24 protein-coding genes are annotated in these 26995 nt (G+C 31.9%); 10 read left to right on the top strand and 14 right to left on the bottom strand.

The features are described 5' to 3' along the window. Positions 1–18: 18 nt before the first annotated feature. Positions 19–2160: a TonB-dependent siderophore receptor gene (locus tag G4L40_RS11445; protein WP_166237335.1), complete on the bottom strand. Its 2142-nt coding sequence runs from the start codon at positions 2158–2160 to the stop codon at positions 19–21. A 187-nt stretch (positions 2161–2347) separates the two neighbouring features. Between G4L40_RS11445 and prfA the strand changes: the two genes are divergently transcribed. From prfA to G4L40_RS11425, 4 genes are all read left to right on the top strand, one after another. After that, complete coding sequence (gene prfA / locus G4L40_RS11440; protein ID WP_166237334.1) at positions 2348–3421, top strand: peptide chain release factor 1; 1074 nt, start codon at positions 2348–2350, stop codon at positions 3419–3421. A gap of 131 nt (positions 3422–3552) precedes the next feature. After that, a complete protein-coding gene (pyrF, locus tag G4L40_RS11435) occupies positions 3553–4365 on the top strand; it encodes an orotidine-5'-phosphate decarboxylase (RefSeq protein ID WP_166237333.1) in 813 nt (270 codons plus the stop codon). Positions 4366–4376: 11 nt separating this feature from the next. Then, positions 4377–5171 (top strand): ABC transporter substrate-binding protein, encoded by a 795-nt coding sequence (locus tag G4L40_RS11430; RefSeq protein WP_166237332.1) that lies wholly within the window; start codon positions 4377–4379, stop codon positions 5169–5171. A 70-nt stretch (positions 5172–5241) separates the two neighbouring features. Continuing rightward, the gene (locus G4L40_RS11425) at positions 5242–6027 is read left to right on the top strand and encodes an alpha/beta fold hydrolase (RefSeq protein WP_166237331.1); all 786 of its coding nucleotides are present in this window, start codon (positions 5242–5244) and stop codon (positions 6025–6027) included. A gap of 199 nt (positions 6028–6226) precedes the next feature. Here G4L40_RS11425 and G4L40_RS11420 read toward each other — a convergent pair whose 3' ends face one another. Continuing rightward, entirely contained in the window at positions 6227–6937 is a 711-nt protein-coding gene (locus G4L40_RS11420) for a DUF4197 domain-containing protein (protein ID WP_166237330.1), read from the bottom strand. A gap of 130 nt (positions 6938–7067) precedes the next feature. Here G4L40_RS11420 and G4L40_RS11415 point away from each other — a divergent pair, with 130 nt between their 5' ends. From G4L40_RS11415 to G4L40_RS11400, 4 genes are read left to right on the top strand one after another with little or no spacing between them, the layout of a single operon-like run. Further along, a complete protein-coding gene (locus G4L40_RS11415) occupies positions 7068–10493 on the top strand; it encodes a methylmalonyl-CoA mutase family protein (protein ID WP_166237329.1) in 3426 nt (1141 codons plus the stop codon). Positions 10494–10502: 9 nt separating this feature from the next. Further along, positions 10503–11858 carry a serine/threonine-protein kinase gene (locus G4L40_RS11410; RefSeq protein ID WP_166237328.1) on the top strand — a complete coding sequence of 452 codons (1356 nt, stop codon included), beginning with the start codon at positions 10503–10505 and terminating at the stop codon, positions 11856–11858. Next, entirely contained in the window at positions 11855–12562 is a 708-nt protein-coding gene (locus tag G4L40_RS11405) for a PP2C family protein-serine/threonine phosphatase (RefSeq protein WP_166237327.1), read from the top strand. The genes G4L40_RS11410 and G4L40_RS11405 overlap by 4 nt, the downstream gene beginning before the upstream one ends. Next, complete coding sequence (locus G4L40_RS11400; RefSeq protein WP_166237326.1) at positions 12559–13035, top strand: GyrI-like domain-containing protein; 477 nt, start codon at positions 12559–12561, stop codon at positions 13033–13035. The genes G4L40_RS11405 and G4L40_RS11400 overlap by 4 nt, the downstream gene beginning before the upstream one ends. Here the strand turns inward: G4L40_RS11400 and G4L40_RS11395 are convergent. The 3 genes from G4L40_RS11395 to G4L40_RS11385 are packed head-to-tail and all read right to left on the bottom strand — an operon-like array spanning position 13032 to position 14126. After that, positions 13032–13403, bottom strand: coding sequence for a YchJ family protein (locus G4L40_RS11395; RefSeq protein ID WP_166237325.1), 372 nt, complete (start codon positions 13401–13403; stop codon positions 13032–13034). The genes G4L40_RS11400 and G4L40_RS11395 overlap by 4 nt on opposite strands. Positions 13404–13406: 3 nt before the next feature. Beyond that, a complete protein-coding gene (locus G4L40_RS11390; RefSeq protein WP_162833735.1) occupies positions 13407–13547 on the bottom strand; it encodes a hypothetical protein in 141 nt (46 codons plus the stop codon). 3 nt (positions 13548–13550) lie between these two features. Next, positions 13551–14126 (bottom strand): DUF1543 domain-containing protein, encoded by a 576-nt coding sequence (locus tag G4L40_RS11385; RefSeq protein ID WP_166237324.1) that lies wholly within the window; start codon positions 14124–14126, stop codon positions 13551–13553. Positions 14127–14214: 88 nt separating this feature from the next. Between G4L40_RS11385 and G4L40_RS11380 the strand changes: the two genes are divergently transcribed. Beyond that, positions 14215–14724 (top strand): hypothetical protein, encoded by a 510-nt coding sequence (locus tag G4L40_RS11380; protein WP_166237323.1) that lies wholly within the window; start codon positions 14215–14217, stop codon positions 14722–14724. A gap of 67 nt (positions 14725–14791) precedes the next feature. Here the strand turns inward: G4L40_RS11380 and sucC are convergent, their stop codons facing one another. Next, positions 14792–15985 (bottom strand): ADP-forming succinate--CoA ligase subunit beta, encoded by a 1194-nt coding sequence (gene sucC / locus G4L40_RS11375; protein ID WP_166237322.1) that lies wholly within the window; start codon positions 15983–15985, stop codon positions 14792–14794. Positions 15986–16222: 237 nt separating this feature from the next. On the opposite strand from sucC, the gene lysA reads away from it, so the two are divergent. After that, positions 16223–17428 carry a diaminopimelate decarboxylase gene (lysA, locus tag G4L40_RS11370; protein WP_166237321.1) on the top strand — a complete coding sequence of 402 codons (1206 nt, stop codon included), beginning with the start codon at positions 16223–16225 and terminating at the stop codon, positions 17426–17428. A 63-nt stretch (positions 17429–17491) separates the two neighbouring features. On the opposite strand, the gene pafA is transcribed toward lysA, so the two are convergent. From pafA to yidC, 8 genes are all read right to left on the bottom strand, one after another. Beyond that, positions 17492–19102, bottom strand: coding sequence for an alkaline phosphatase PafA (gene pafA / locus G4L40_RS11365; RefSeq protein ID WP_166237320.1), 1611 nt, complete (start codon positions 19100–19102; stop codon positions 17492–17494). 118 nt (positions 19103–19220) lie between these two features. Beyond that, a complete protein-coding gene (locus tag G4L40_RS11360) occupies positions 19221–19544 on the bottom strand; it encodes a hypothetical protein (protein ID WP_166237319.1) in 324 nt (107 codons plus the stop codon). Positions 19545–19643: 99 nt separating this feature from the next. Continuing rightward, a complete protein-coding gene (locus tag G4L40_RS11355; protein WP_166237318.1) occupies positions 19644–20588 on the bottom strand; it encodes an NAD(P)H-dependent flavin oxidoreductase in 945 nt (314 codons plus the stop codon). Next, a complete protein-coding gene (locus G4L40_RS11350) occupies positions 20588–22192 on the bottom strand; it encodes a S8 family serine peptidase (protein WP_166237317.1) in 1605 nt (534 codons plus the stop codon). Before G4L40_RS11350 ends, G4L40_RS11355 begins: the two co-directional genes overlap by 1 nt. A gap of 63 nt (positions 22193–22255) precedes the next feature. Further along, on the bottom strand, positions 22256–23443 hold the full coding sequence (gene mnmA / locus G4L40_RS11345; RefSeq protein WP_166237316.1) for a tRNA 2-thiouridine(34) synthase MnmA: 1188 nt from the start codon (positions 23441–23443) through the stop codon (positions 22256–22258). Between the two features lie 2 nt (positions 23444–23445). Continuing rightward, the gene (locus tag G4L40_RS11340) at positions 23446–24204 is read right to left on the bottom strand and encodes a toxin-antitoxin system YwqK family antitoxin (RefSeq protein WP_166237315.1); all 759 of its coding nucleotides are present in this window, start codon (positions 24202–24204) and stop codon (positions 23446–23448) included. 9 nt (positions 24205–24213) lie between these two features. Then, the gene (proC, locus tag G4L40_RS11335) at positions 24214–25032 is read right to left on the bottom strand and encodes a pyrroline-5-carboxylate reductase (protein ID WP_166237314.1); all 819 of its coding nucleotides are present in this window, start codon (positions 25030–25032) and stop codon (positions 24214–24216) included. Between the two features lie 54 nt (positions 25033–25086). Continuing rightward, positions 25087–26979: a membrane protein insertase YidC gene (gene yidC / locus G4L40_RS11330; RefSeq protein ID WP_166237313.1), complete on the bottom strand. Its 1893-nt coding sequence runs from the start codon at positions 26977–26979 to the stop codon at positions 25087–25089. Positions 26980–26995: the final 16 nt, after the last annotated feature.

Here is a 26995-nt window from a genome sequence, read left to right as displayed (position 1 = left end):
AACTAAACAGAAAACAAACTAAAATTTATAAGTTACCCCAGCTGTTATACTTCTTAAGCGTTGAGGCGTAACAGTAGACCAACCTGAATAATATTTTTCGTTTAACAGATTATTTAATTTTAAAGACACATTAAATTTATTATTATCATAAGACAAAGACGAATTTAAAACGGTGTAAGCAGGTAACTCAAATGTTCCAATATTGGCTCTATTTAATGTTTTGTATTCACTTGCATAATTTCCTCCAAAACCAAGACCAAAACCTTTTAACTTTCCAGATGTTATTGTATAATTTGCCCATAAATTGAATAAATTTTCAGGACCAGCTTCTTCAGGTCGTAATCCTAGGTAACCGTCTCCAGGTGTTTCTTTTGTTACTTCTGATTCATTATGACTAAATCCTGTAATTACATTGAATCCTTTAAACGGACTTGCTACTATGCTAATTTCAACTCCTTTGCTTTCAACTTCTCCACCTTGAATTGAGTTGTTTATATTGTTTGGATCTGTCATTACTCTATTTTTCACATCAATATTATAATAACTTATAGATGCAGAAACTATATCTTTATATAAGTTTGTTTTTAATCCAAATTCATATTGATTCGCTTGTTCTGGGTCAAACTCTTTTATTCTTGGATTACTACCGTCAACATCTGCTACTGTTGTAGGAGCGACATTTTTAAAACCATTCATATAGTTACCAAAAACAGAAACTTTGTTTTCAATAATTTGATAAACTGCTCCAAATTTTGGAGATAATGCTGTTTGTCCTTTTGTTTCTTCACTATCCCATTGTGATGCTTTTCCATCAAAGTGGTCTAAACGTAAACTTGCCATTACTGATAGTTTATCCGTAATATTCAAAACATCTGAAACATAAGCACTCATGATTTCTTGATTTGCTTCTGTGTTTCCAGTATAAGTTCCAGTCAATAAAGCATCTGTTCCAGCTTGTGTTAAATCTCCTGTGTCAGTTCCGTCAATTAATGAAACTATTCCGTTTGCAACCCAACCTGGACCGCCATTAGTTAATCTCGAATTATAATAGTCTAAACCAGCAATTACACGATTTCTCATGTTACCTATTTTGAAATCACCTATAAAGTTTTGTTGAATATCGGTTGTATAGAAAGTTCCATTGGCTTTTGAAATATATCTTGTGAATTCATCTCCATTAGCAGAATCCCATAAATATTGATAGTAGCCGTTTGTTTTGGTTGAACTTTTAGATAAAACTGTTTGTGAAGTCCAATTATTAGAAAGTTTATACAAAGCTTGCATTTGCATGTTGAATGAATTGTTATTCATGGTTAACTCATTCGATGTGAAAGATTTTTTGTAGTTTTTATCAAATAACTCCATTGAATCAAATGATAGAGATGAATAACGACTCAAAAAAAGCATACTTGCTTTTGCTGAGGTACTTTTATAAAATTCAGTATTTACTAAGAAGGTTAATTTGTCACTAACTTCATATTTTAATGATGGAGCAATAAAAAATGAATTTGAAAATCCAGCATCTTGAAATGATTCTTCAGTTGTATAGGCTGAATTAACTCTAACAGCTAATTTGTCTTTTACAGGAATATTAATATCAGCTGTTACTCTATTGCTTCCATATGTTCCAGTATTGTAGCTAATTTCTCCTCCAAAGTTATTTGTAGGCTTTTTTGTAACAATGTTTATCAAACCTCCATAAGATATTACGCTACTTCCAAAAAGCGTTCCAGAAGGACCTTTTATAGCTTCTATATTGTCTATGTTAATTGGGTCAATTGTTGTGTTTGTTAAAGCAGGTAATCCGTTTACCATTGTAGGCTGTACAGCAAAACCTCTCATCGAATAGTATTCTGCTCCATCTCCATTACGTCCAGTTGATTCCCATAGTCTTGTTACACCAGTTGCATTTTTTAATGCATCGTTTAAGTTTGTAACTACTTGTTCTTTTAATAATGTAGCTGGAATTGAATTATAAACTTGTGGATTTTCAATGTCTTTTAAAGGCATTTTTGATACAGTTGTGCTACTTTCCTTTTTGTATTTGTTTTTGATTTCAATTTTTATGTCTTTCAACACTTTTGTAGAATCAGTTTCTTCTTGACTATAAGCACTAAATGTAGTTGCAATTAAAGTTACTGCAAAAATAATTTTATTCATTTTATTTAGATTTAATTAAAATAATAATACAAAAATATACAGAGTTAATAAGATAGCAAAACTTATTTAGACTTATTTTAAATAAAAATTTTAAAGTATTGATTTTCAATTGAAAAACTTTTAAACATTTATGCTTTTAAACTTTCAACTAAAATTGTAACTTTGCACTCCAAAATAAAGGACTACTATGTTAGATAGATTACAATATGTAAAACAACGTTTCGACGAAATTTCAGATTTGATTATTCAACCTGATGTGATAGCCGATCAAAAGCGTTATGTACAATTAAATAAAGAATATAAAGATTTAAAAGCTTTAGTTGATAAAAGAGATGAGTATATCATTTTGGATGGAAACATCAAAGAAGCTAACGAAATTATAGCAGATGGTTCTGATGCCGAAATGGTTGAAATGGCCAAAATGCAATTGGAAGAAGCAAAAGAACGTTTACCGCAATTAGAAGAAGAAATCAAATTTATGTTGATTCCTAAAGACCCTGAAGATGCGAAAAACGTTATGGTGGAAATTCGTGCAGGTACTGGAGGTGATGAGGCCTCAATTTTTGCAGGAGATTTATACCGTATGTACACTAAATATTGCGATTCTAAAGGCTGGAGAACTTCTGTTGTTGATGTAAGTGAAGGTACTTCTGGAGGATTTAAAGAGGTGATTTTTGAAGTAACCGGAGAAGATGTTTACGGTACTTTAAAATTTGAAGCAGGAGTACACCGTGTACAACGTGTTCCTCAAACTGAAACACAAGGTCGTGTTCACACATCGGCAGCTACAGTAATGGTTTTGCCTGAAGCGGAAGAATTTGATGTACAAATAGATATGAATGATGTTCGCATCGATTTTTTCTGTTCATCTGGTCCTGGAGGACAATCGGTAAATACAACAAAATCAGCGGTTCGTATGACACACATTCCAACAGGATTAGTGGCGCAATGTCAGGATGAAAAATCGCAACACAAAAATAAGGATAAAGCGTTAACGGTTTTGCGTTCTCGTTTGTATGAAATGGAATTAGCAAAAAAACAAGAAGAAGATGCTAAAAAACGTAATTCGCAAGTAAGTAGTGGTGACCGTTCGGCTAAAATTAGAACATATAACTATGCACAAGGAAGAATTACTGATCATAGAATTGGTTTGAGTATCTTTGATTTGGATGGTTTTATGAATGGAAATCTTCATAAAATGATTGATGAATTGCAATTAGTAGCCAACACAGAAAAACTGAAAGAAAGCGAAGTTTTCTAAAATAAAAGAAAATAGAAGATAGAATAAAGAGAAAAGATGCTAAACAATAATTTGTTTGGCATTTTTTTTAAATCCTTGCCAACTTTGCGAAAAACTTTGCGAACTTTGCGTTTAAATAACACAACAACATAATGACAACACAACAACTAACAACTCAAATTCATTCCAAAAAATCTTTTCTTTGTATTGGCTTGGATGTAGATTTAACTAAAATTCCACAACATTTACTCGTTTCAGAAGATCCAATTTTTGAATTTAACAAAGCTATTATAGATGCCACACATGATTTGTGTGTTTCCTATAAACCCAATACAGCATTTTATGAAGCTTATGGAATAAAAGGTTGGCAATCGCTTCAAAAGACGATTAATTATATCAATTCAAACTATCCTGAAATTTTTACCATTGCCGATGCAAAACGTGGCGATATTGGTAATACTTCTTCAATGTATGCAAAAGCTTTTTTTGAAGATTTGAATTTCGATTCGGTCACAGTAGCTCCTTATATGGGCAAAGATTCGGTAGAACCGTTTTTAGCTTTTGAAAATAAACATACAATTATGCTTGCTTTGACATCCAACGAAGGTGCATTTGATTTTCAAACAAAAAACATTGATGGACAAGAATTGTACAAAGTGGTTTTAGAAACGTCAAAATCATGGAAAAATGCTGAAAATTTGATGTATGTTGTAGGTGCAACAAAAGCGGAATATTTTACCGAAATCAGAAAAATTGTTCCCAATAGCTTTCTATTAGTTCCTGGAGTAGGAGCACAAGGTGGAAGCTTAGCCGATGTTTGCAAATATGGTATGAGTGATAATGTAGGCTTGCTTATTAATTCTTCAAGAGGGATTATTTACGCTTCAAACGGAACTGATTTTGCTGAAAAAGCAAGAACTGAAGCACTAAAATTGCAACAAGAAATGGCTGAAATTTTGGGTTAAATTTTGAAACAATGCAATTCACAGACCAAATAGGAACCCAACATATTTTTGAAGCAACTCCCAAAAGAATTGTCTCGTTAGTACCTTCACAAACCGAGTTGTTATGTGATTTAGGTTTAGAAGATGCTATTGTTGGTATAACTAAATTCTGTGTGCATCCTATTCATTTTAAGCCTACTAAAGCAATTGTTGGTGGAACAAAAAATGTAAGAATTGATAAAATTAAAGCGCTTCAGCCGGATATTATCATTTGTAACAAAGAAGAAAATACTCAAGAAATTGTAGCCGAATTGAGTCAAGTTTGTCCAGTTTGGGTAACCGATATTCATACAATCGCCGATAATTTACAAATGATTCACGATTTTGGTCAATTATTCAATAAACGCACAGAGGCACAAAAATGGATTGACAAAATTAATTTTATTTATTATGATTTTCAGCAATTTATCAAAGAAAAACCAATTAAAAAAGTAGCTTATTTCATTTGGGCAAATCCGCACATGGTTGCTGGGAATGATACGTTTATCAATGAATTATTACAATTGAATCATTTCGAGAATATTTACAAAGAAAAAGAAGGTCGTTATCCAGAAATCGAATTGAAGAAAATCCGATTAGAAGGCGATCCAGATTATGTGTTTTTGTCTTCAGAACCTTTTCCTTTTAAAGATGAACATGCGTTTGAAATTGGACGTTTTACTCATCATGCCAAAACCGTTTTTGTAGATGGCGAAATGTTTTCATGGTATGGAAGTCGCTTATTAAAAGCATTTGATTATTTTAAATTATTGCATTCAAAAATATAGCAAGTGGCTCTTTTTTGTATTTTCTTTTCTCTTTCATCATAAAAAGCTACATTTGGAAAAATATTAAACATTGATTTCATACACTATTTATAAAAACGAAGCTAGTGCCGAATGGGTTACTTTTGTTCATGGAGCAGGAGGAAGTTCTTCTATTTGGTTCAAGCAGATTCGTGATTTCCAAAAGCATTTCAATGTCTTGTTGCTCGATTTGCGTGGTCATGGCAATTCAAATGAACAAATAAAAACAGCTTTCAAACAAAAATATACGTTCAAGTCAATCGCTAATGACGTAATCGAAGTGATAGATTATCTTCAAATTAAAAGCTCACATTTTGTAGGTATTTCGTTAGGTTCAATTGTTATTCGCCAATTAGCAGAAATGTATCCTACACGAGTTAAAAGCATGATTTTAGGCGGTGCTATTTTAAAAATGAACTTTCGCTCTCAAATTTTGATGCGATTAGGAAATATGTTTAAATATGTATTGCCATATTTGGTTTTATACAAATTTTTTGCCTTTGTGATTATGCCTAAAAAAAATCACAAAAATTCTCGCTTGTTATTTATTAATGAAGCCAAAAAACTCTACCAAAAGGAATTTATCAAATGGTTCAAACTAACAGCAGAAATTAATCCTGTATTACGTTGGTTTCGCCAAGTGGAATTAGATATTCCTACACTTTATGTCATGGGAGAAGAAGATTATATGTTTTTGCCAGCTGTAAGACAAGTTGTGGCTAACCACGTAAAAACGGCCGAATTATTTGTAATTCAAAACTGCGGACACGTTGTAAATGTTGAACAACCGGTTGTTTTTAATGAAACGGTGATTGGGTATTTGAGACAGCGAGGTTAAATCATAAAACAAAAAACCACGCCCTAAAGCGTGGTGATTTTTTAAACTAACCCTAACCAAATGAGAAAAACTCAAATTTATTACTCTGCAAATATCCGATGTTTTTTTTAATCGTAATGTTAAGGATATGTTATACTTATGTTATTGATTACTAAATTTTTACGAAAACGTTTTTTCTGTAAAAATTCAATTACAAAAACTATTTTTTGTCTTGTAAGGCAAAAACTTTCTTTAATAAATCTGAACTTCTTGAGGCTAAATTAGTTCTGATGTCTTTTTCTTCCACCGCAATCATTTTGAAAACACCTTCCATTGCTTTGTTCGTTGTATAATCTGTTAAATCAGGATTTACTTTCTTTACCAATGGAATGCTATTGTATTTAGTAATAATTTCTTTCCAAACTTTATCGGCACCTACTTTGGTAAACGAATTTTTAATCACGGGATTAAATTTGGCATACAAAGCAGTTGAAGTGGTGTTTTGCAAATAGGTTGTTGCCGAACTTTCATTACCCATCAAAATGTTTTTAGCATCAGTAAAGGTCATTTGCTTTACAGCATCTACAAAAATAGGTGTTGCTTCTTTTACAGCATCTTCCGCTGCACGATTGATTACTTTTAAACCTTCATCGGCTAATTTGCCCATACCTATCTGGCGTAACTTTTTATCAACCACTTTTAGTTCGTCTGGAAGTAAAATTTTTACCGCTTCATTTTTGAAAAATCCATCGGTAGCCGTTAATTTTGAAACTTGTTTGGAGATGCCATTATTCAGCGCTTCTTTTAATCCATTACCAATTTCTCCTTGACTTAAAACACTAGTTCCTTGTGGTAATTGTGCCATAACTTGCTGCATTTCGGCACAACTCAATAAACCAAAGGCAACGAACGTAAATACTATTTTCTTCATTTTTATCGATTTTTAGGGAATATCTAAGCAAATATAGTGCCTTTTTTATGGAAGAATAATTTTAATTTTTTCAAAGGAAAAAATTATTAAATTCGTAAATTGCACCCTTTAAAACGAATAAAAATTACAGATGGAACTACAAACTCCTTATATTCCTAAAAATAAAGTAAGAATTGTGACCGCAGCATCACTTTTTGATGGTCACGATGCCGCTATTAATATCATGCGTAGAATTATTCAAGCTACCGGTGTTGAGGTAATTCACCTTGGGCATGATAGAAGTGTGGAAGAAGTTGTAAATACAGCCATTCAAGAAGATGCAAATGCAATTGCAATGACGTCTTACCAAGGAGGTCATAACGAATATTTCAAATACATGTATGATTTGCTTAAGGAAAAAGGAGCAGGTCACATCAAAATATTTGGTGGAGGTGGAGGAGTTATCTTACCTTCTGAAATCTCAGAATTACACGAATACGGAATAGAAAGAATTTATTCTCCAGATGATGGTCGTGCTATGGGATTACAAGGTATGATTAACGATTTAGTGCAACGTTCAGATTGTCCAATTGGTGATAAACTTACGGGCGAATTATCGCATATCGAAGAGAAAAATCCAACAGCAATTGCAAGATTAATTTCGGCAGCTGAGAATTTTCCAGAAATTGCAAAATCTGTTTTTGATGAAATTCACCAAAAGAATGAGACATCAAAAATACCAGTTTTAGGAATTACAGGAACGGGTGGTGCTGGAAAATCATCTTTAGTTGATGAATTGGTTAGAAGGTTTTTAATAGATTTCCCTGAAAAGACAATCGGATTAATTTCGGTTGACCCATCAAAACGTAAAACGGGAGGTGCTTTGTTAGGCGATAGAATTCGTATGAATGCGATTAACAATTCTCGTGTTTATATGCGTTCGTTAGCAACTCGTCAATCGAATTTAGCTTTATCGAAATATGTAGCAGAAGCAATTCAAGTCTTGAAAGCAGCGAAATACGATTTGATTGTTTTAGAAACTTCAGGAATTGGACAATCGGATACCGAAATTATGGATCATTCTGATGTTTCATTATATGTAATGACACCAGAGTTTGGTGCTGCAACTCAGTTGGAAAAAATCGATATGTTGGATTTTGCTGATTTAGTAGCATTGAATAAATTCGACAAACGTGGTGCATTAGATGCAATTCGTGATGTAAAAAAACAATACCAACGTAATCATAATTTGTGGGATGTAGATACTGATAAAATGCCAATTTTTGGAACTATCGCTTCGCAATTCAACGACCCTGGAATGAATACGCTTTACAAATCTATCATGGATAAGATTGTGGAGAAAACAGGAGCGGATTTACAATCGACTTTTGAAATTACCCGTGAAATGAGCGAGAAGATTTTCGTAATTCCACCTCACAGAACACGTTACTTATCTGAGATTGCAGAAAACAATAGAAAATATGACGAAACAGCACTTTCTCAAGTAGAAGTAGCTCAAAAATTATATGGAATTTTCAAAACTGTTGAATCGGTTAACGGAAATGTACCGCAATTAGACAAAGCTGGAATTGTTGAAAGTTCTTTAAAAATTACTGCTGATAACAAAGATTTCGTTTCGCTATTGACTAAAGAATTTGATAGAGTAAAAATGAACCTTGACCCATACAATTGGGAAATCATTTTAACTTGGGACGAAAAAGTAAACAAATACAAAAATCCGGTTTACAGTTTCAAAGTTCGTGATAAAGAAATCAAAATCGCAACACATACCGAATCGTTATCACATTCTCAAATTCCAAAAGTAGCGTTACCAAAATACCAAGCTTGGGGCGATATTTTAAAATGGAATTTACAAGAAAACGTACCAGGAGAATTCCCATTCGCATCAGGATTATATCCATTCAAACGCGAAGGAGAAGATCCAAGTAGAATGTTTGCAGGAGAAGGAGGACCAGAAAGAACCAACAAACGTTTCCATTATGTTTCTGCGGGATTACCAGCTAAACGTTTATCAACAGCTTTTGACTCGGTAACCTTATACGGAAATGATCCACATGTTCGACCAGATATTTATGGAAAAATTGGAAATGCAGGAGTTTCGATTTGTTGTTTAGACGATGCTAAGAAATTATATTCAGGTTTTGATTTAAGTCATCCGTTGACTTCGGTTTCGATGACAATCAATGGTCCAGCACCAATGTTGTTAGGATTCTTCATGAATGCTGCCATCGATCAAAACTGTGAAAAATACATCATTGAAAACGGTTTACAAGATGAAGTTGAAGCTAAAATCAATGAAATTTACAAGAAAAAAGGAGTAGAGCGTCCAAGATATCAAGGTGCTTTACCAGAAGGAAATAATGGTTTAGGTTTGATGCTTTTAGGAGTAACAGGTGACCAAATTTTACCTTTAGATGTTTACCAAGATATTAAAGTAAAAACGTTAGCACAAGTTCGTGGAACGGTTCAAGCGGATATTTTAAAAGAAGATCAAGCCCAAAATACTTGTATTTTCTCTACGGAATTTGCTTTACGTTTGATGGGTGATGTTCAAGAATATTTCATTAAGCAAAATGTTCGTAATTTCTATTCGGTTTCAATTTCTGGATATCATATTGCTGAAGCTGGTGCGAACCCAATTACGCAGTTAGCTTTCACATTAGCAAATGGTTTCACTTACGTGGAATATTATTTAAGTAGAGGAATGAACATCAATGATTTCGGTCCGAATTTATCGTTCTTCTTCTCAAACGGAATTGATCCGGAATATGCAGTAATTGGTAGAGTAGCACGTAAAATTTGGGCGAAAGCTTTGAAAAATAAATACGGAGCCAACGAAAGAGCACAAATGTTGAAATACCACATTCAAACTTCTGGACGTTCATTACACGCACAAGAGATTGATTTCAATGATATCCGTACGACTTTACAAGCGTTGTATGCGATTTACGATAACTGTAACTCGTTACACACGAATGCATACGACGAAGCAATTACAACACCAACAGAAGAATCAGTGCGTAGAGCAATGGCAATTCAGTTAATTATTAATAAAGAATTAGGTTTAGCGAAAAACGAAAATCCAATTCAAGGTTCGTTCATCATTGAAGAATTAACCGATTTAGTAGAAGAAGCTGTTTTACAAGAATTCGACAGAATCACAGAACGTGGTGGTGTTTTAGGTGCAATGGAAACGATGTACCAACGTTCAAAAATCCAAGAAGAATCATTGTATTACGAAACTTTAAAACACACAGGAGAATTCCCAATTATTGGTGTAAACACGTTCTTGAGTTCAAAAGGTTCGCCAACAGTTATTCCAGCTGAGGTTATTCGTGCAACAGAAGAAGAAAAACAATATCAAATTGATATGTTGAGCAATCTTCACAAAACAAGTGCAGAAAAAGTAGCTGAGCAATTGAATGTAATTCAAGAAGCAGCCATTAACAACCAAAACATTTTTGAAAAATTAATGGATGCAACCAAGGTGTGTTCGTTAGGGCAAATTACCAGCGCATTGTTTGAGGTTGGTGGTCAGTATAGAAGAAATATGTAAAAGAATTTTATGAAATATAAAAATTATGAAGTTGTTGAAGAAAAAGGAAAAGGTGGATATGGCACTGTATTTAAAGTTGTTGATGAATTAGGAGACACATATGCATTAAAAATATTTTCAATAAATCAAGATTATATTCCAAGTGATGAAGAAATTGGTCACTTCAAAAAAAGATTTATTAGAGAAACACTAACTCAAGAAGATTTTCAGTCAAGAAACATAGTGCAAATTATTTCATATGATTTTGACAATGAACCAATGTTTTACATAATGCCTTTAGCTGAATGTACTTTGAAAGAAGAGTTAGATTTGAAATCATTAACAAATGCTCAAAAAATCAATATTATATATGATGTATTAAACGGGCTTGAATCAATTCATGATTTAGGATTATGTCATAGAGATATTAAACCAAGTAACATATTAAAGTTAAAAGATGGTGATACATTTTATTATGCAATTAGTGATTTTGGATTAATCTCTAAACAGAATAATTCTTCAACGTCATTAACCTTAACAGGTACTCAAAAATCGGATGATCATTACACAGCTTTAGAATTACATATAGATTTTAAAAATGCAACTTTACAAAGTGATATTTATTCAGTTGGTTGTGTAATTCATGATTTATTCTTTCCTGATGATCCAAGACCTCCTATGAGAGAGATTATTGTTAAAAATAGTATATGGAGTCAAATTTTGTCGAATTGTACAAAAGATAAAAAAGAAGATAGATACATTTCTGTAGATGAATTAAGAAATGATATTTTTAATTTAAATTTTAATGATAATCACATTATAAGTTTTGAAGATGGTGACTTTGATTTTCTTGAGAATAATGATTTTGAAAGTACTAAAATTGAAGATTGGGACTTACTATTATCGAAAATGATTTTGCAAAATGAATATTCAGATTCATTACATTTTGCTTTAAGTTCAAGACATATTCAATATTTAATTTCTATAAATTACCATAAATTAGATGAATTAGCTAATGTTCATAGTAAATGGATTGATGATAAATCAGGTTTTAATTTTAATTATTGTGATATTCTTGCTTATAAAGTTAAGTTGCTTTATGAATCAACACCACTTAATCAAATGAATATGACATCAAAAGTACAATGTTTAATAACATTATTGTTTTTAGGAACATCTCACAATAGATTTTATGTTGAAAGAATGTTTGCAAATTATGTTACTTATGATGGATTAAATGATAACTTAGCAAAAAGATTAGCATTAGAATTTAAGTTTAATAGGTATAAAACAAAGAGAGCTATTGAGCATTTAGAGTATTCAATTGGTTTAAATGTTAATGAATTGCATCCACTATTAATAGAAGCTTATAAGAAAATACAATGAGTTTAGTTTTTAAATATTCTGATATTGGTCCAAGAAAGGAGAATCAAGATTATTTAGGGTATAAAGTTATGCCTGATTTTTTTATTGCTTGTATAGCTGACGGAGTCGGAGGTAATAAAAATGGGGGATTTGTTTCAAAATTTGTAGTTGACGAATTTTTGAAGTATGAAAATTTGAGTAATTTGAACGAAATTAAAAATAATATAATTTTAATTAATCTAAAAGTTTTAGAATTACAGAAACAACCTGAATTTTCAGACATGGCAACTACATTTACTGTTTTTTTAGTTAAAGATTCTAAACTTTATGGATTTCATATAGGAGACAGTAGGTTATGTATTTTGCGTAGAAATGGTATTAAACAGCTTACAAAACCTCATACTTCAGCTTACAGAGCTTTAAAAGCAGGAATCATTTCTATTGAAGATTATAAATCGCTGAAATTTAAGAATATTTTAGAGAATGCAGTTGGTATTGAAAATTTATCAATTGATGATTTTACATTTGATTTAGAAGATAATGATAGGATTCTAATATCAACTGATGGATTTCATGATGTAATGCCTAAACAAGAATTAGTAAATATTTCGATTAGGCATAAGACATCATTGTTAGATTGTTATGAGGGATTTGTTATAAGTTTAAAGAATAAAGAATTGACAGATAATAATTCATTTTTGATTTATCAGTACAATATTAAATGAAACCAACCATTAAAATATTTCCCGAGACAAAATTTATAGGTAAAAATCTTTCATTTAGTTATACTGATTATCGTGCTTTTGAGTTATGGAGTAGTTTTATGCCAAGACGAAATGAAATTCAAAATGCTTTAGGCACAGATTTATTCAACATTCAAATCAATCCTGAAAATTTTGATTTCAATCCACAAACCAAATTTGTAAAATGGGCTGTGGTTCCTGTGTCAGATTTTGATTTTATACCCGAAGGAATGCAGTCATTAATTATTGAGGAAGGTTTGTATGCAGTTTTCAATCATATTGGAGATGTTTCAAAAGCAAGAGAAACATTTGGTTATATTTTTGGTGTTTGGTTGCCAAATTCCGAATATGAATTAGACAATCGTCCTCAATTTGAAATGTTAGGAGAAAAATATAAAAATAATGCTCCTGATTCTGAAGAGGAAATTTGGATTCCAATCAAAAAGAGAATTTAATATTCTCCATCTACATAAAACCATCTATTATTTTCGAATTTAAAAGTAGAATGTTCATAATGTACTTGCGCTTTTAAATTTTCATCTAAATAATAGGCTTTGAAAGTTACCGTGGTTTCAGTTGAAGCCAAAACTTCTAATTTTAACCATTTGTTGGCTTGACTCCAAGCTAATATATCTTTTTTGTTGTGGTAGCGTCTTTTAGAAATGTGAGTAGTGTTTACCAAATAATCAGCGGCACCGGTTGCAAAAGCGCTGTAACGAGAACGCATTAATTTTTCGGCAGTTGGAGCATTAGCAATTCCTTTAATATAAGGTTCGCAACAATCTTGAAAAGGAATGGAATTTCCGCAATAACAATTCGACATAAATTATTGTTTAGATTCGTTGAATTTTCTAGTAATCTCTTTCAATTTTTCGGCGCGAGCATTCTTTTTAGCTTTTTCTTTTGCTTGCTCTTTGTGCAATTTGTCGTTATGTGCTTTTATATTTTTTGGATTATTTCTTCCCATAATTTACATTGTAGATGTTATTTTATCAATTTTTAAATATCCTATGTGCAATTCATCTTTGTAAATGGATGTACTAGGTTTAAAATGCAACTGATACTTCTGTTTGTATTGTTTTGCTAAAATTTCTTGAATATCATATAAATCATCTACATCAATGCCATATTTATCATCAATATGTGAAGTTGCTCCTTTGAATCCATAATGTTTATAGAAAGAAGTTTGTTTTGCTTTTTTTATTGCTTCCGCTTTGTTTTGGGCTACAGTTAGTACTTTGTAATGATATTCTTCAAATTCATTTTCTTTGTAACCTCCTAAATTGATAAAAAATAATTGTTGTTGATTTGTAGCGGTTTTTTCAATTTTAGAAATAATTTCTATTGTATATCCATCTACTTGAGTTACTTTTTGCCAAGCATCAATATGGATTTGACCTTTTGCTTCGGGCCAAAAAAGTTTTAAATCTTCAACTAAATCAACTAAAGAATTTGCAATACCAAAAAAAATATCATGCTGCTCTGTAAAACGCCCTTTTGGTTTACAGCCAAGCATTATCATGTATAAACTAGCTTGATTTTTCATTTCACGAAGATACAAAATTTTAAGATTTAAAAGTTTGGCACAACAATTGGTTATATGTATATAGGAAAACATTTAAAAATTAAAGATTATGAAGAAAATTACTTTATTGTTTGCTTTTATCGGGATGATAACACTACAAAGTTGTACAGTTAATGAAGTTCGTGACGATTATGATAACGATACAATTAGCGAAGTTTTTGAATACTCTAATGTGGATTTGGTTTCAGGAAATGGATATACAGCGTTATTAGATTTTCCTCACACAATTTATTCTTCTGATATGGTATTGGTTTACCGATTAGCAGATTATGGTTCTGCTGGAGATGTTTGGAAATTGATGCCAGAAACCTATTATTTTAATGATGGAACTTTAGATTTTGGTTATGATTATGATTTTACACAATATGATGCACAAGTTAGCTTACATGGTTATGACTTAGCAGGTTTAGGTAATGGTTATAAATTAGATCAAGTGTTTAGAGTAGTTGTTATTCCAGCATATCTTGGAAATAAATCTGTAAATCAAGTCGATTTCAAAGATTATAATGCTGTGGTAAAAGCATTTCATATTGATGAAACTAAAATGATTAAAAAATAGAGCGCTTTTTATATAAAAAAATCCCGATTCAACCGAATCGGGATTTTTTATTTGTATGTTTTTTGAATTATGATAAGGCTGCTTTTACTTGGTCAGCTGCTTCTTGGAATTGAACAGCAGATAAGATTGGCATTCCTGAATTATCAATTAATTCTTTTGCAATTTCAGCATTTGTACCTTGTAAACGCACAATGATAGGTACTTTAATATCATCACCCATGTTTTTGTATGCATCAACAACACCTTGAGCAACACGGTCACAACGAACGATTCCTCCAAAAATGTTAATTAAAATCGCTTTAACGTTTGGATCTTTTAAGATAATTCTAAAAGCTAATTCAACACGTTTTGCATCAGCAGTTCCACCTACGTCTAAGAAGTTAGCTGGTTCAAAACCTGCATATTTAATTAAATCCATAGTAGCCATTGCTAAACCAGCACCGTTTACCATACATCCAACTGTACCATCAAGGTCAACATAGTTTAGACCTGCTTCTTTAGCTTCAACTTCAATAGGGTTTTCCTCTCTAACGTCGCGCATTTCAGCATATTTAGGTTGTCTGTATAAAGCGTTGTCGTCGATATTTACTTTAGCATCAACAGCTAATATTTTATTGTCTGAAGTTTTAAGAACTGGGTTAATTTCAAACATTGAAGCATCTGAACCAATGTATGCATTGTATAAAGCATCAATAAATTTAACCATTTCTTTGAAAGCATTTCCAGAAAGACCTAAGTTGAAAGCAACTCTTCTTGCTTGGAAACCTTGTAATCCTACAGCAGGATCAATTTCTTCTGTAAAGATTAAATGAGGTGTGTGTTCTGCTACTTCTTCGATATCCATTCCACCTTCAGTAGAATACATAATCATATTACGACCTGTAGCTCTATTTAATAAAACAGATACATAAAATTCTGAAGTTTCACTTTCACCTGGGTAATATACATCCTCAGCAATTAACACTTTGTGAACTGTTTTACCTTCTGGTGGCGTTTGTGGTGTAATTAACTGCATTCCGATGATTTGTTCAGAAAGTTCAGTTACTTGGTCTAAGTTTTTAGCTAACTTAACTCCTCCACCTTTTCCTCTACCACCTGCGTGAATTTGTGCTTTTACTACGTACCAACTTGTGCCTGTTTCAGCAGTTAATTGTTTAGCAGCAGCAACCGCTTCAACTGGATTGTTAGCTACAATTCCACGTTGTACGCGTACACCATAACTTGCTAAGATTTCTTTACCTTGATATTCGTGTATGTTCATAATTGTTATGCGTTTATCTTGTTTTAAAAAAGTGCCACAAAAATAGCAAAGTAATTTTTAATTGACTAACTTTTTTCGCTTTAATTTGGGAATTTGATATACATGAATTGATTATTTTTTTTCACCAGTAAATAATAATAATGTTACAAATAAAACAAAATGTTATAATTTGTTATTTATTGTTTTAAAAATTGTAAAAGAAGTTTTTAAAACTACTTTTGCAAAAAAAATAATAGCATGAAACAAGATGAATTACTTCAATTAGCCCATGAATTTGGAAGTCCGCTGTATGTTTATGATGCAGCAAAAATTGCTTCTCAATATAACCGATTAACCAATGCTTTTAGCAAAGTTGAAAAGTTTAAGGTGCATTATGCAGTAAAGGCACTTTCAAATGTTTCCATATTAAAATATTTAAAAAGTTTGGGTTCGGCTTTAGATACAGTTTCTATTCAAGAAGTACAATTGGGTTTACATGCTGGTTTTCAACCTCATGATATTATTTATACGCCAAATGGTGTTTCAATGGAAGAAATAGAAACTGTAGCAGCATTAGGAGTTCAAATCAATATTGATAATTTATCAATTTTAGAACAATTTGGCACAAAACACCCAAATGTTCCGGTTTGTATTCGTATTAATCCACATGTGATGGCAGGTGGGAATGCAAATATTTCTGTGGGTCATATTGATAGTAAGTTTGGAATTTCAATTCATCAATTGCCTCATATTTTAAGAATTATCGAAAATACGAAAATGCACATTAATGGAATTCACATGCATACAGGTTCGGATATTTTAGATGTAGAAGTTTTTTTGTATGCAGCCGAAATCTTATTCGAAACCGCTAAGTATTTCCCTGAATTAGATTTTATCGATTTTGGTAGTGGATTCAAAGTGCCCTACAAAAAAGGCGATATTGAGACTAATGTAGAAGAATTTGGAAGAAAATTAACCAAACGATTTTTAGCCTTCGAAAGAGAATATGGTCGTCCATTAACTTTAGCCTTTGAGCCTGGAAAATTTTTGGTAAGTGAAGCAGGTTATTTTTTAGCGAAAGTAAATGTGGTAAAACAAACCACTTCAACTGTTTTTGCTGGAATTGATTCTGGATTCAATCATTTAATTCGTCCAATGTTATATGGAGCGCAACATCATATTGAGAATATTTCTAATTCAAAAGGCAAAGAACGTTATTATTCAGTTGTAGGTTATATCTGCGAAACGGATACTTTTGGTAGTAACCGAAGAATAAATGAAATTCACGAAGGTGATATTTTATGTTTCCGAAATGCAGGCGCATATTGCTTTTCAATGGCCTCTAACTACAACTCACGACTAAAACCAGCAGAAGTACTTTGGAAAGACGGTAAAGGACACTTAATCAGAGAACGCGAAACGTTTGATGATATTTTGAAAAATCAAGTGATGATTGAGGTGTAAACTTCGAATTTCAAGAATTAGTACGAATAAAAAAGCATCAAATTTTAGTTTGATGCTTTTTTGTTATTTATTCAAAACCTCCAATAAAACCTTGCCATCAGAACTATTTGGCATGGTAATTTTTAGTAAATGGGTAACTGTTGGAGCAATTTGTGTGATTTCTTTTCTGTCGTGGGTTTGTCCTTTTTGGATATTCCAGCCAAAGAAAATTAAAGGTACATGTGTATCGTAAGAATATGGTGAACCATGTGTTGTACCAGTTGAAGAATATTCTACATAACCAGGTTTGAAAATCAATACTAATTCTCCGTTTTGTGTTGGGTCATATCCTTTTGAAATAAAGTTTAAGTAGTAATCACTAGCATTTGCATTGGCTACTTCTTCTTCAGTGTATGCTCTTTTTATGTAGTCTTGTTTTTGCAAATAATCTTTAAAGCTTTGTTTCACATCTTGTAAATTCAATCCTTTTGATTTTACTTTATTTTTATCGATAAAAACATTGTAATTTGAATAATCTAATAATACATTTTCGCCAAAAGTAGTTTCTGAAAATTCTTTTAAAGACGTTTCTATATTTTTAAAATTAATGTTGTCAACTTTGTATTTGTTGTCTTTCAAATACGTTACATTTTCTGCTCCAGCATGATCAGCCGTTAAGAAAACCAAGTAATTTCCTTTTCCAACAGTTTTATCTAAGTATGCTAAGAAATCAGCAATAGTTTCATCTAATCTTAAATAAGTGTCTTGTAATTCTATAGAACGTGGCCCTAAAACGTGTCCAATATAATCTGTTGATGAGAAACTTACGGCTAAGAAATCGGTAACATTGTCTTTTCCTAAATTTTCGCTTTCAATAGCTTTTTTAGCAAAATCAGCTAATAAATTATTTCCAAAAGGCGTTGAACGTAGAATTCCAGCATCGTTTGCATCATACATGTCTTGTAAATTGTAAGGCATAAACGGTGCTTTTTTGTATAATTTTCCTTCGTATGGATTATTATCAGTTAAGCTTTCGTTATAGGTTTCTTTTGGTTTTAATAAATCCCAACCTTTTGTAACATATTTTAAATAATTTTTTTCAGCATTGAATTGCGTTGCCCAATCAGGAAGTTTTTCTCCGTAATACGTACTTGAAATAAACGCTCCTGTTTTGCTGTACCAAAATGCCCAATCAGCAAAATGTCCAGCAGGAAGAATTGCACCTCTATCTTTAATACTGATTCCAATAACTTTTCCTTTGAAATTTGTTGATAGTTTCAATTCATCAGTCATGGTAGAACTTTGTAAATTTCTTGGCGACATTTTTCCTTCTTTTTCAGAGTCATCTCCGATAGTTGAAACGGTTGCATCATCAGTACAGTACATTTCTTTACCTGTGGCTTTGTTAAACCATTCGTTCCCTACAATTCCGTGAACAGCAGGTGTAGTCCCAGTGTAAACTGAAGCGTGTCCTGGAGCAGTGTAGGTTGGCATGTAATTGTAGTGCATATTGTGAAAAGTGTAGCCTTCTTTCATCAATCGTTTGAAACCATTTTCTGAAAAATCATTTGAAAAACGATATAAGTATTCCATTTTCATTTGGTCTACTACAATTCCAACCACTAATTTAGGCTTATCTTGAGCAAAATTTGCAGTTGTAAGAATTAGGGTAAAAAATAAAAAAGCTTTTTTCATAAGAGACTAATATTTATACAAAAGTACAGTTTTGAGCGCAACAGTGTGTTAACTAAATATAAAAATGACTCTTTATTGAGATAATTCAAGTAAAGAGTCATTTTTTGTTTTCTGAAAATTATTTTACTTCCTCTACAATGTCATAGCAAAAGATAAAATCTTTAAAATAGACATATAGTTGAGGTTTATTTCCTAAATCTACTCTTGTGAAAAATGAAATTTTAACCGCTGTTCCTTCTTGATTTTTACACAAATAAGAGTTAATTTCATCAGCTTTAGTAACTTCTTTCTCTAGATATTCAACAATTGTATAGTGTTGAATTTCTCTTGAATAGATTACAATCTTATTCTTGTCATAGTCTAAAGTTACAAACATTTCTGTAGCTTCTGGTTTTGACCATTTTCCCCAGTTGTCTTTACTATCTTTTTCTAAAACAGACAAGCTCGTTGTTTTAAAACGAAATTGTTGTGCATAATTTGAAAAAGAGGTTAGAAAAAGGAAAAATAAAAGGTATTTAAAAAATTTCATTAGTATAAAGAATTAAAATTCAAAGGTAGTAAGCTCTTTTTTAGCAACGTTAAATTCTGTAATTATATTATCAACAATAGTTTCAACAGGTAATATGTCGTGAATTAACCCCGCAATTTGTCCAATTTCTAATTCCCCCTCGATTAAATCGCCTTCAAACATACCTCTTTTTGCTCTGCGTTTGCCTAGTAAATCTATTAAATCTTCTTTTGAAGGACATTTTGTATATAATTCTTGAACATCATTGTAGAATTTATTTTTAATTAATCGGACAGGTGCTAATTCTTTCAAAGTTAATTGTGTATCACCTTCACCTGTTTCAATGATTGTTTTTTTAAATGCATCATGAGCTGAACTTTCGGTTGATGCAGCAAATCGACTTCCCATTTGCACACCATCGGCACCTAATGTCATAGCGGCAAGCATTCCTCGTCCAGTTGCAATTCCTCCCGCAGCAATTAATGGAATATCAATTTGTTCACGCACCATTGGAATTAAGGTTAGGGTAGTGGTTTCTTCTCTTCCATTGTGACCACCTGCTTCAAAACCTTCTGCAACTACTGCATCGACTCCGGCTTCTTGTGCTTTTAAGGCAAATTTTGAGCTACTAACCACATGTACTACGGTAATTCCATTTTCTTTTAAAAACGGAGTCCAAGTTTTTGGATTTCCAGCAGAGGTAAAAACGATTTTTACACCTTCTTCTTTTAAAATCTGCATGATTTCTTCAATATTTGGGTAGAGCATAGGCACATTTACCCCAAAAGGCTTGTCTGTTGCTTTTTTACATTTTTGAATATGTTCGCGCAATACTTCTGGATACATGGAACCAGCGCCAATTAATCCTAAACCTCCAGCATTACTTACTGCACTTGCTAATTTGTAACCACTATTCCAAATCATTCCACCTTGAATAATTGGATATTTAATATTGAAAAGTTGGGTAATTTTATTCATTATTGTTTTACTAATTTCCCTTGAATTAATTTGTTTTTTGCTGAAAGTTCAAAGAAATAGATTCCAGAAGCTAAATTTTCAACATTTATGGTTTGATTGGATGCTGTTAAAAGAATTTCATTTACTCTTTGTCCTAAATTATTATATAAATATAAAGTAGCATTTACCGATTCGTCTGGGATAGTAATTGTTATTACATTTTTAATCGGGTTAGGATAAATTGAAAACACCTCATTATCAAAAGTTTGTGCATTTAATGCATTGGTCAATGCCAATTGAAAATCAGGAATTCCATATCCGAATTGATTTGTAGGTACAGTGTATCTATCAGCAGATTGTTTCACAAATTGAACCACTTCTGCCGCTGTTAAATTTGGAACAGCAGACCAAAAGCTAGTTATCATTCCCGCCATAATTGGACCAGAAAAAGAAGTTCCGTTTGCAGTTACAATTGCTCCACTTGTATTTGATACGACTGCTGCTTGGCCTTGAGCCATAATATCTGGTTTAACTCTGCCATCAAAAGAAGGACCAATGGAGCTAAAAGTTGCATAAGTTTCGTCAGTTTTTACAGCACCAATAGCCAAAACATTTGTAGCTTCACCAGGCACACCAACATAAGGATCTGCGGTTGCACCAGAATTTCCTGCACTTGCAATTACAACAATTCCTCGCGTAAAAGCAATATTTGCACCTCTTGAAGCAAATGCTTGATTACCTGTCATTTGACTATAAGTGTGACTATAATTTGGATTATCATAACCAAAATAACCTAAAGAAGAAGTTATTACATCAACACCTAATCTATCGGCTTCTTCAGCTGCTTCAACCCAATAACTTTCTTCAACTGGATTTTCTGAGGCAACATCTTCTGTAACAAATAAATAATATTGAGCATCAGGAGCTGTTCCAACTAATTGACCATCAACAAATCCTCCCATACAAGAAAGAACCATTGTGCCATGATTATGAAGTGCATAAACATTAGTGCTTTGATTCACATAATTGTATCCGCCTAATATTAAATTATTTGTAAATAAACGCTGAAAAGGTGCAGCTACATTTACATTTTGAAAGCCAGAATCTAAAACAGCAATTATTTTTCCTACACCAGTATAATCTTGTTGGTGCAATAAATGTCCGTTTAACATTTGAATTTGATTTGCTGAAGTTCCATAATTAAACGTAACTTCTACATTCATGTTTTTGTTAATACTATTACTAGTATTTATAGCGGTCATTCTTGTATTTAATGTCTGATTTGCAAATTCTATTGAGCTCACGAATGGCAAACTTGTTAATGCTTGAATATCAGCTTGTGTTCCTCTAACATGTAACGCATTTAGCCATTTTGATTTAGCTTTTACAGTGATTCCAGTAGATGCAGTAATTTGATCTATATAGGTTTGAGCAATTGGTACATCAAGATTATCTAATGCAATTCCTTGCGCTGTTCGTCTATCTAAAGCTCTTTGCGTAAGCATTGTCAAAGGATTTGCTAGATAAGTTGCGGCATTTGGTTTACCTGAAAAATAAACCCAAGCATCTTCTTGAGAAAAACCTAAGTTAAAAATCAATAAAAATAAGAGTATCGTTTTTTTCATGGGCTTAAGGTTAGTTTTATCAAAAATAAGAAATTTTATTTAAAGTAGTTAACTAGCAAAACATTAAGCAATTACACCGCTTCCTAATACTTCGTCGTTATGATGCCATGCTACAAATTGTCCTTCAGTAATAGCAGATTGTGGTTTTTCAAAAACAACATACATTCCATTTTTATATTGGTGTAAAGTAGCTTTTTGCAGTGGTTGGCGGTAGCGAATTCTTGCTAAAACAGCTAATTTTTCTCCATCTTTTAATGCTAAATCTTCTCTAATCCAGTGAATTTCTTCATTTGCAATAAATAATGCTTTTTTGAATAATCCTGGATGATTATTGCCTTGACCAGTGTAAATAATATTTTTTTCAACGTCAGTTTCAATGATAAAAAGAGGTTCTTTAGTTCCTCCTACATTTAAACCTTTACGTTGTCCTTTTGTAAAGTAATGAGCGCCTTGGTGTTTACCTACGACTTTTCCAGGAACTTTTAAATAGTTAATGCGTTGCGATTCAAAAGCAAAAGATTCTTCTTCTGAGTTAAAACTTGGTTTTTCTTCTGAGTATATGGTAGCATCAGCTGGAATTTCTACAATGATTCCGTCTTTTGGTTGTAATTTTTGTTGTAAAAATTCAGGTAAGCGCACTTTTCCGATGAAGCAAAGTCCTTGTGAATCTTTCTTCTCAGCTGTTATTAAATCTAATTTTGTTGCAATTTCTCGAACTTCGGGTTTTGTTAATTCGCCAATTGGAAATAAAGCTTTTGCCAATTGTTCTTGTGATAATTGACATAAAAAATAGGATTGATCTTTGTTATCGTCTTTTCCGGCTAATAATTGAAAAATTTCTTTTCCGTCTTTTTCAAGAGTTCCTTTACGGCAATAATGCCCTGTAGCTACATAATCTGCACCTAGTGACATTGCAATTTTCATAAAAACATCAAATTTGATTTCTCTATTGCATAATACATCAGGATTTGGAGTTCTACCTTTTTCATATTCGTTGAACATATAATCAACGATTTTTTCTTTGTATTGTTCTGATAAATCAACCGTTTGGAAAGGAATTCCTAATTTTTCGGCGACTAAAAGTGCATCATTACTATCTTCTAACCAAGGGCATTCGTTTGAAATAGTTACTGAATCATCGTGCCAATTTTTCATAAAAAGACCGATGACTTCATAACCTTGTTCTTTTAATAAATAGGCAGCAACACTCGAATCTACACCACCAGAAAGCCCTACAACAACTCGTTTCATAATTATTTTCCTTTCTCTTGTTCTTTTTTTACTTGCTCAAATGTTTTTGTGACTTTTTCAGTGTATCGTTGTTCGTATTTGATTAATTCTTTACTGAATTTTGCGGCTTTTACTTCTTTGATTACTTTGTTATTTTCAAAAAATTTCCAGTTTCCAACACGTTTTCCATTCACATAATTTCCTTCATACATTTTACTTCCGTTGCCATCATAATAAGATGCTAATCCTTCATATTGACCATTTTTGTAAATGTGTTCATCAATTAATTTTCCTTTATCTGAATAGGTTTTGGATGTTCCTTCTTTAATTCCGGCTTTGTAATTAGTATCTTCTGCAATTGTACCATCTTTATAGAATACTTTTCTATTTCCTTCTAATTTTCCGTCTTTATAGAATTCAATAGACATGATGGTTTTAGATTCAAAATGATAATATTTCCATTCGCCATCAGGTGTTTTATTGACTAATTTACCTTCGCTAACTTTATTCCCTTTTTGATCATAAAAAATTGCATAGCAAGAACCATCTCCTTTAGAAAAATCTCGGGTTGCTATTACAGTTCCAGCTTTAGTATCATCAAAATATTTGAATACACCTATTTCTTTTCCATGATTAAATGTACCTTCATATCTTGGACGATTTGTTTCTTTGTGTGTTCCTTTCCATAATCCATGGCGATTTCCTTGATCGTCTAATTGATTAATTTTGTCTTGTGCAAAAGCAGAAATAGTTAAGAATAATATGATGATATACTTTTTCATAAGTGTTTTTTAGTTTATTTTATCAAATAACTTGCCAAGTTCTTCAGAACGATTATTTGCTGCCAAAATTGCATCATTAGTGATTTTTGAGAGGTTAAAAGTACTAAATATTTTTAATGCTGCTTCAGTTGTTCCTCCTTTTGATGCAACTTTTTCAATCCATTCGTCATTTGATAATTTACTTCTATTTTGTAATTGTACTGAGCCAGAAAATGTTTGACTTACTAAAAATTCAGCTTCAGAAGGTGTAAAACCTATTGAAACAGCCGCATCTATCATTGATTGCATAAAATAAAATACATAAGCAGGACCACTTCCTGAAACAGCTGTAGCAGCATTGAGCATTTCTTCACGTTCAATATAAATTGACTTTCCAGTAGTGTTTATTAAATTTTGGATAATAAATAATTCTTTTCTATCAACTGCTTGAGAAGCACAAAACACAGTCATTCCTTCACCTATTTGAGTTGGAATATTTGGCATAGAACGCACAATTTTGTTAATTCCCAGTGTTTCTTGCATAGTTTGAATTGTAATTCCAGCCATAACTGATAATACTACATGGTCAGGTTTTAAAAATGATTTTATTTCACTTGAAAGCGATTTAAAATCTTGTGGTTTTACTGCTATAATTAAAATATCTGCTTCAAATAAAATAGGAGAGGACTTGGTAAATAAATTTTCTTTCTTAATTCCAAAAGCTTTCTTTTTTTCGATTTCGCTTCTGTTTAAAACAAAAATATCAGCATTACTTACAAATCCCGAACTAATAAAGCTATTAGCATAGGTTTGCCCCATATTACCATATCCAATGATTGTTATTTTCATAATATAAAAAAAGAAACCCTGTCGGTGCAGACAGGGTTTATATAAAGATAAAAATTATTTTTTCTTTTGTGCGGCTTTTTGAGCTTCTGCTTGCTCCATCATTTCGCGCATTTTTTTCTGGAATTTACTTTCCTTTTTCTCTTTCGTTTTATTCTCCTGGATTTGAGCGTGAATTTTATTTTCGTCCACGATGTAATTTTTTATTACATACATGATTCCAATGGCAATAAAATTAGAAATAAAATAATATAAACTCATTCCAGACGCATAACTATTGAAGAAGAATAGCATCATGATTGGAGAAATGTATATCATCACTTTCATTATTTTCCCCATATCAGGCATACCTTCTTGTGGAGGTGTGCTCATAGCTTGATCTCCAGTTGTCATTTTCATATAAAAGAAAATTGCAATAGAAGCCAAAATAGGGAATAAGCTTATGTGATTTCCATAAAGAGGAATTCTGAACGGTAATTCGTAAATGCTATCATAAGACGATAAATCATCTGCCCATAAGAATGATTTTTGTCTTAAATCAAATACAGAAGGGAAAAAATAGATTAAGGCATATAAAACAGGCATTTGCAATAATGCTGGTAAACAACCCGCCATTGGATTTACTCCAGCTTTAGAATACAATTTCATTGTTTCTTGCTGTTTCTTCATCGGATTATCCTTAAATTTCTCATTTAATTCAGTAATTTCAGGACGTAAAACTCTCATTTTTGCTTGCGATAAAAATGATTTATATGTTACTGGAGATAAAATAAGTTTTACAAAAATTGTCAATAAAATAATTCCGATACCATAACTAATACCTAATGCAGAAATAAATCCAAAAACAGGGATAAAAACATAGCGGTTAATCCAGCCAAAAATTCCCCAACCTAATGGCATTATTTCATCTAGATTTTTGTCATATTTGTTTAGGATTTCATATTTTGCTGGACCATAATACAAATTCATATTATAGTTTAAAGCTCCATTTTTAAACTCTAAAGGGATTTGTGCCGAGAAATTTTTAGTAAAAACAGTATCTTTTTCTTCGTCATCAACTAAATTGTCTGATTTGAATTTTACATTTTTAAACTTTGTATCAGTCAATAAAATAGATGTAAACAAATGTTGTTTAAAGGCTACGTAAGTAACATCAGCAGCTTCACCTTCAGAGTCTTTTGCAGCACTTAAATAATCATCTTTACCATCTTCATATTCATATACTAATTCAGTATAACGGTTTTCATAACTTATACTTTTTTCATTTCTAAATGTTTTTAATTGCCACTCTAAATCTAAAGGTTTTGATGTATTCACAACTTTTTCTAATCCTTGAGAACGAATTGCAAAATCCAACATATACTCGTTAGGTTTTAAAACATAACGATATTCTAAAAACTGATCAGGACCTGCTTTTAATTGTAAAGTTAAAACTTGATTTTTTCCTTCTGTGGTTAATTTAGGTTCAAAATATAAATCTTTGGTATGTAATGATCTGTTGTCAGTAGTGTTTAACGTGATGTCTAAAGATGCATTATTGTCTTTAATAATTTGAACTGCTTTTTTTGAGTTTTTCTCAAACTGATCAAATCCTAAAATGGTTGCATCTACGATATAACCTCCTTTATTAGAAATTTTAAGCGATAAAACGTCATTTTTAATTTCTGTTACAGTGTCTGTTGCTGATGGAAGTGTTGCAGAATAACCAAAAGAGCCTAATTTTGCTTGTGCAGCAATATTTTGAGTAGAATCAGTTGGTGTAGTAACTGTAGTTGGAGTTACAGTTTTAGCTTGTTTTGCTTCTTTTGCCTGTTTTTCAACTTGTTCTTTTTTCTCTTTTTCCTTTAATTCTTCAGCGGTAGGAGTGTTAGCATATAACATCCATAATAAAATCCCCGAAATCAATACAAATCCGATAATCGAATTTATGTCTAATTTTTTTTCTTCCATCTACTTATTAGTGTTC

This window comes from Flavobacterium celericrescens, from assembly GCF_011392075.1.
In the GTDB taxonomy this organism is placed as follows: Bacteria; Bacteroidota; Bacteroidia; order Flavobacteriales; family Flavobacteriaceae; genus Flavobacterium; species Flavobacterium celericrescens.
The sequence above is the reverse complement of the archived record's forward strand: the minus strand, read 5'-3'. Positions and strand labels throughout refer to the sequence as shown.

Coding starts and splice junctions, on each gene's coding strand:
- mnmA (WP_166237316.1), bottom strand. CDS start 23,443: ATGAAACGAGTTGTTGTAGGGCTTTCTGGTGGTGTAGATTCGAGTGTT.
- G4L40_RS11380 (WP_166237323.1), top strand. CDS start 14,215: ATGAAGAAAATTACTTTATTGTTTGCTTTTATCGGGATGATAACACTA.
- G4L40_RS11395 (WP_166237325.1), bottom strand. CDS start 13,403: ATGTCGAATTGTTATTGCGGAAATTCCATTCCTTTTCAAGATTGTTGC.
- G4L40_RS11400 (WP_166237326.1), top strand. CDS start 12,559: ATGAAACCAACCATTAAAATATTTCCCGAGACAAAATTTATAGGTAAA.
- G4L40_RS11350 (WP_166237317.1), bottom strand. CDS start 22,192: ATGAAAAAAACGATACTCTTATTTTTATTGATTTTTAACTTAGGTTTT.
- pyrF (WP_166237333.1), top strand. CDS start 3,553: ATGACAACACAACAACTAACAACTCAAATTCATTCCAAAAAATCTTTT.
- yidC (WP_166237313.1), bottom strand. CDS start 26,979: ATGGAAGAAAAAAAATTAGACATAAATTCGATTATCGGATTTGTATTG.
- G4L40_RS11405 (WP_166237327.1), top strand. CDS start 11,855: ATGAGTTTAGTTTTTAAATATTCTGATATTGGTCCAAGAAAGGAGAAT.
- G4L40_RS11415 (WP_166237329.1), top strand. CDS start 7,068: ATGGAACTACAAACTCCTTATATTCCTAAAAATAAAGTAAGAATTGTG.
- prfA (WP_166237334.1), top strand. CDS start 2,348: ATGTTAGATAGATTACAATATGTAAAACAACGTTTCGACGAAATTTCA.
- G4L40_RS11430 (WP_166237332.1), top strand. CDS start 4,377: ATGCAATTCACAGACCAAATAGGAACCCAACATATTTTTGAAGCAACT.
- lysA (WP_166237321.1), top strand. CDS start 16,223: ATGAAACAAGATGAATTACTTCAATTAGCCCATGAATTTGGAAGTCCG.
- G4L40_RS11390 (WP_162833735.1), bottom strand. CDS start 13,547: ATGGGAAGAAATAATCCAAAAAATATAAAAGCACATAACGACAAATTG.
- G4L40_RS11385 (WP_166237324.1), bottom strand. CDS start 14,126: ATGAAAAATCAAGCTAGTTTATACATGATAATGCTTGGCTGTAAACCA.
- G4L40_RS11420 (WP_166237330.1), bottom strand. CDS start 6,937: ATGAAGAAAATAGTATTTACGTTCGTTGCCTTTGGTTTATTGAGTTGT.
- G4L40_RS11355 (WP_166237318.1), bottom strand. CDS start 20,588: ATGAATAAAATTACCCAACTTTTCAATATTAAATATCCAATTATTCAA.
- sucC (WP_166237322.1), bottom strand. CDS start 15,985: ATGAACATACACGAATATCAAGGTAAAGAAATCTTAGCAAGTTATGGT.
- G4L40_RS11445 (WP_166237335.1), bottom strand. CDS start 2,160: ATGAATAAAATTATTTTTGCAGTAACTTTAATTGCAACTACATTTAGT.
- pafA (WP_166237320.1), bottom strand. CDS start 19,102: ATGAAAAAAGCTTTTTTATTTTTTACCCTAATTCTTACAACTGCAAAT.
- proC (WP_166237314.1), bottom strand. CDS start 25,032: ATGAAAATAACAATCATTGGATATGGTAATATGGGGCAAACCTATGCT.
- G4L40_RS11340 (WP_166237315.1), bottom strand. CDS start 24,204: ATGAAAAAGTATATCATCATATTATTCTTAACTATTTCTGCTTTTGCA.
- G4L40_RS11410 (WP_166237328.1), top strand. CDS start 10,503: ATGAAATATAAAAATTATGAAGTTGTTGAAGAAAAAGGAAAAGGTGGA.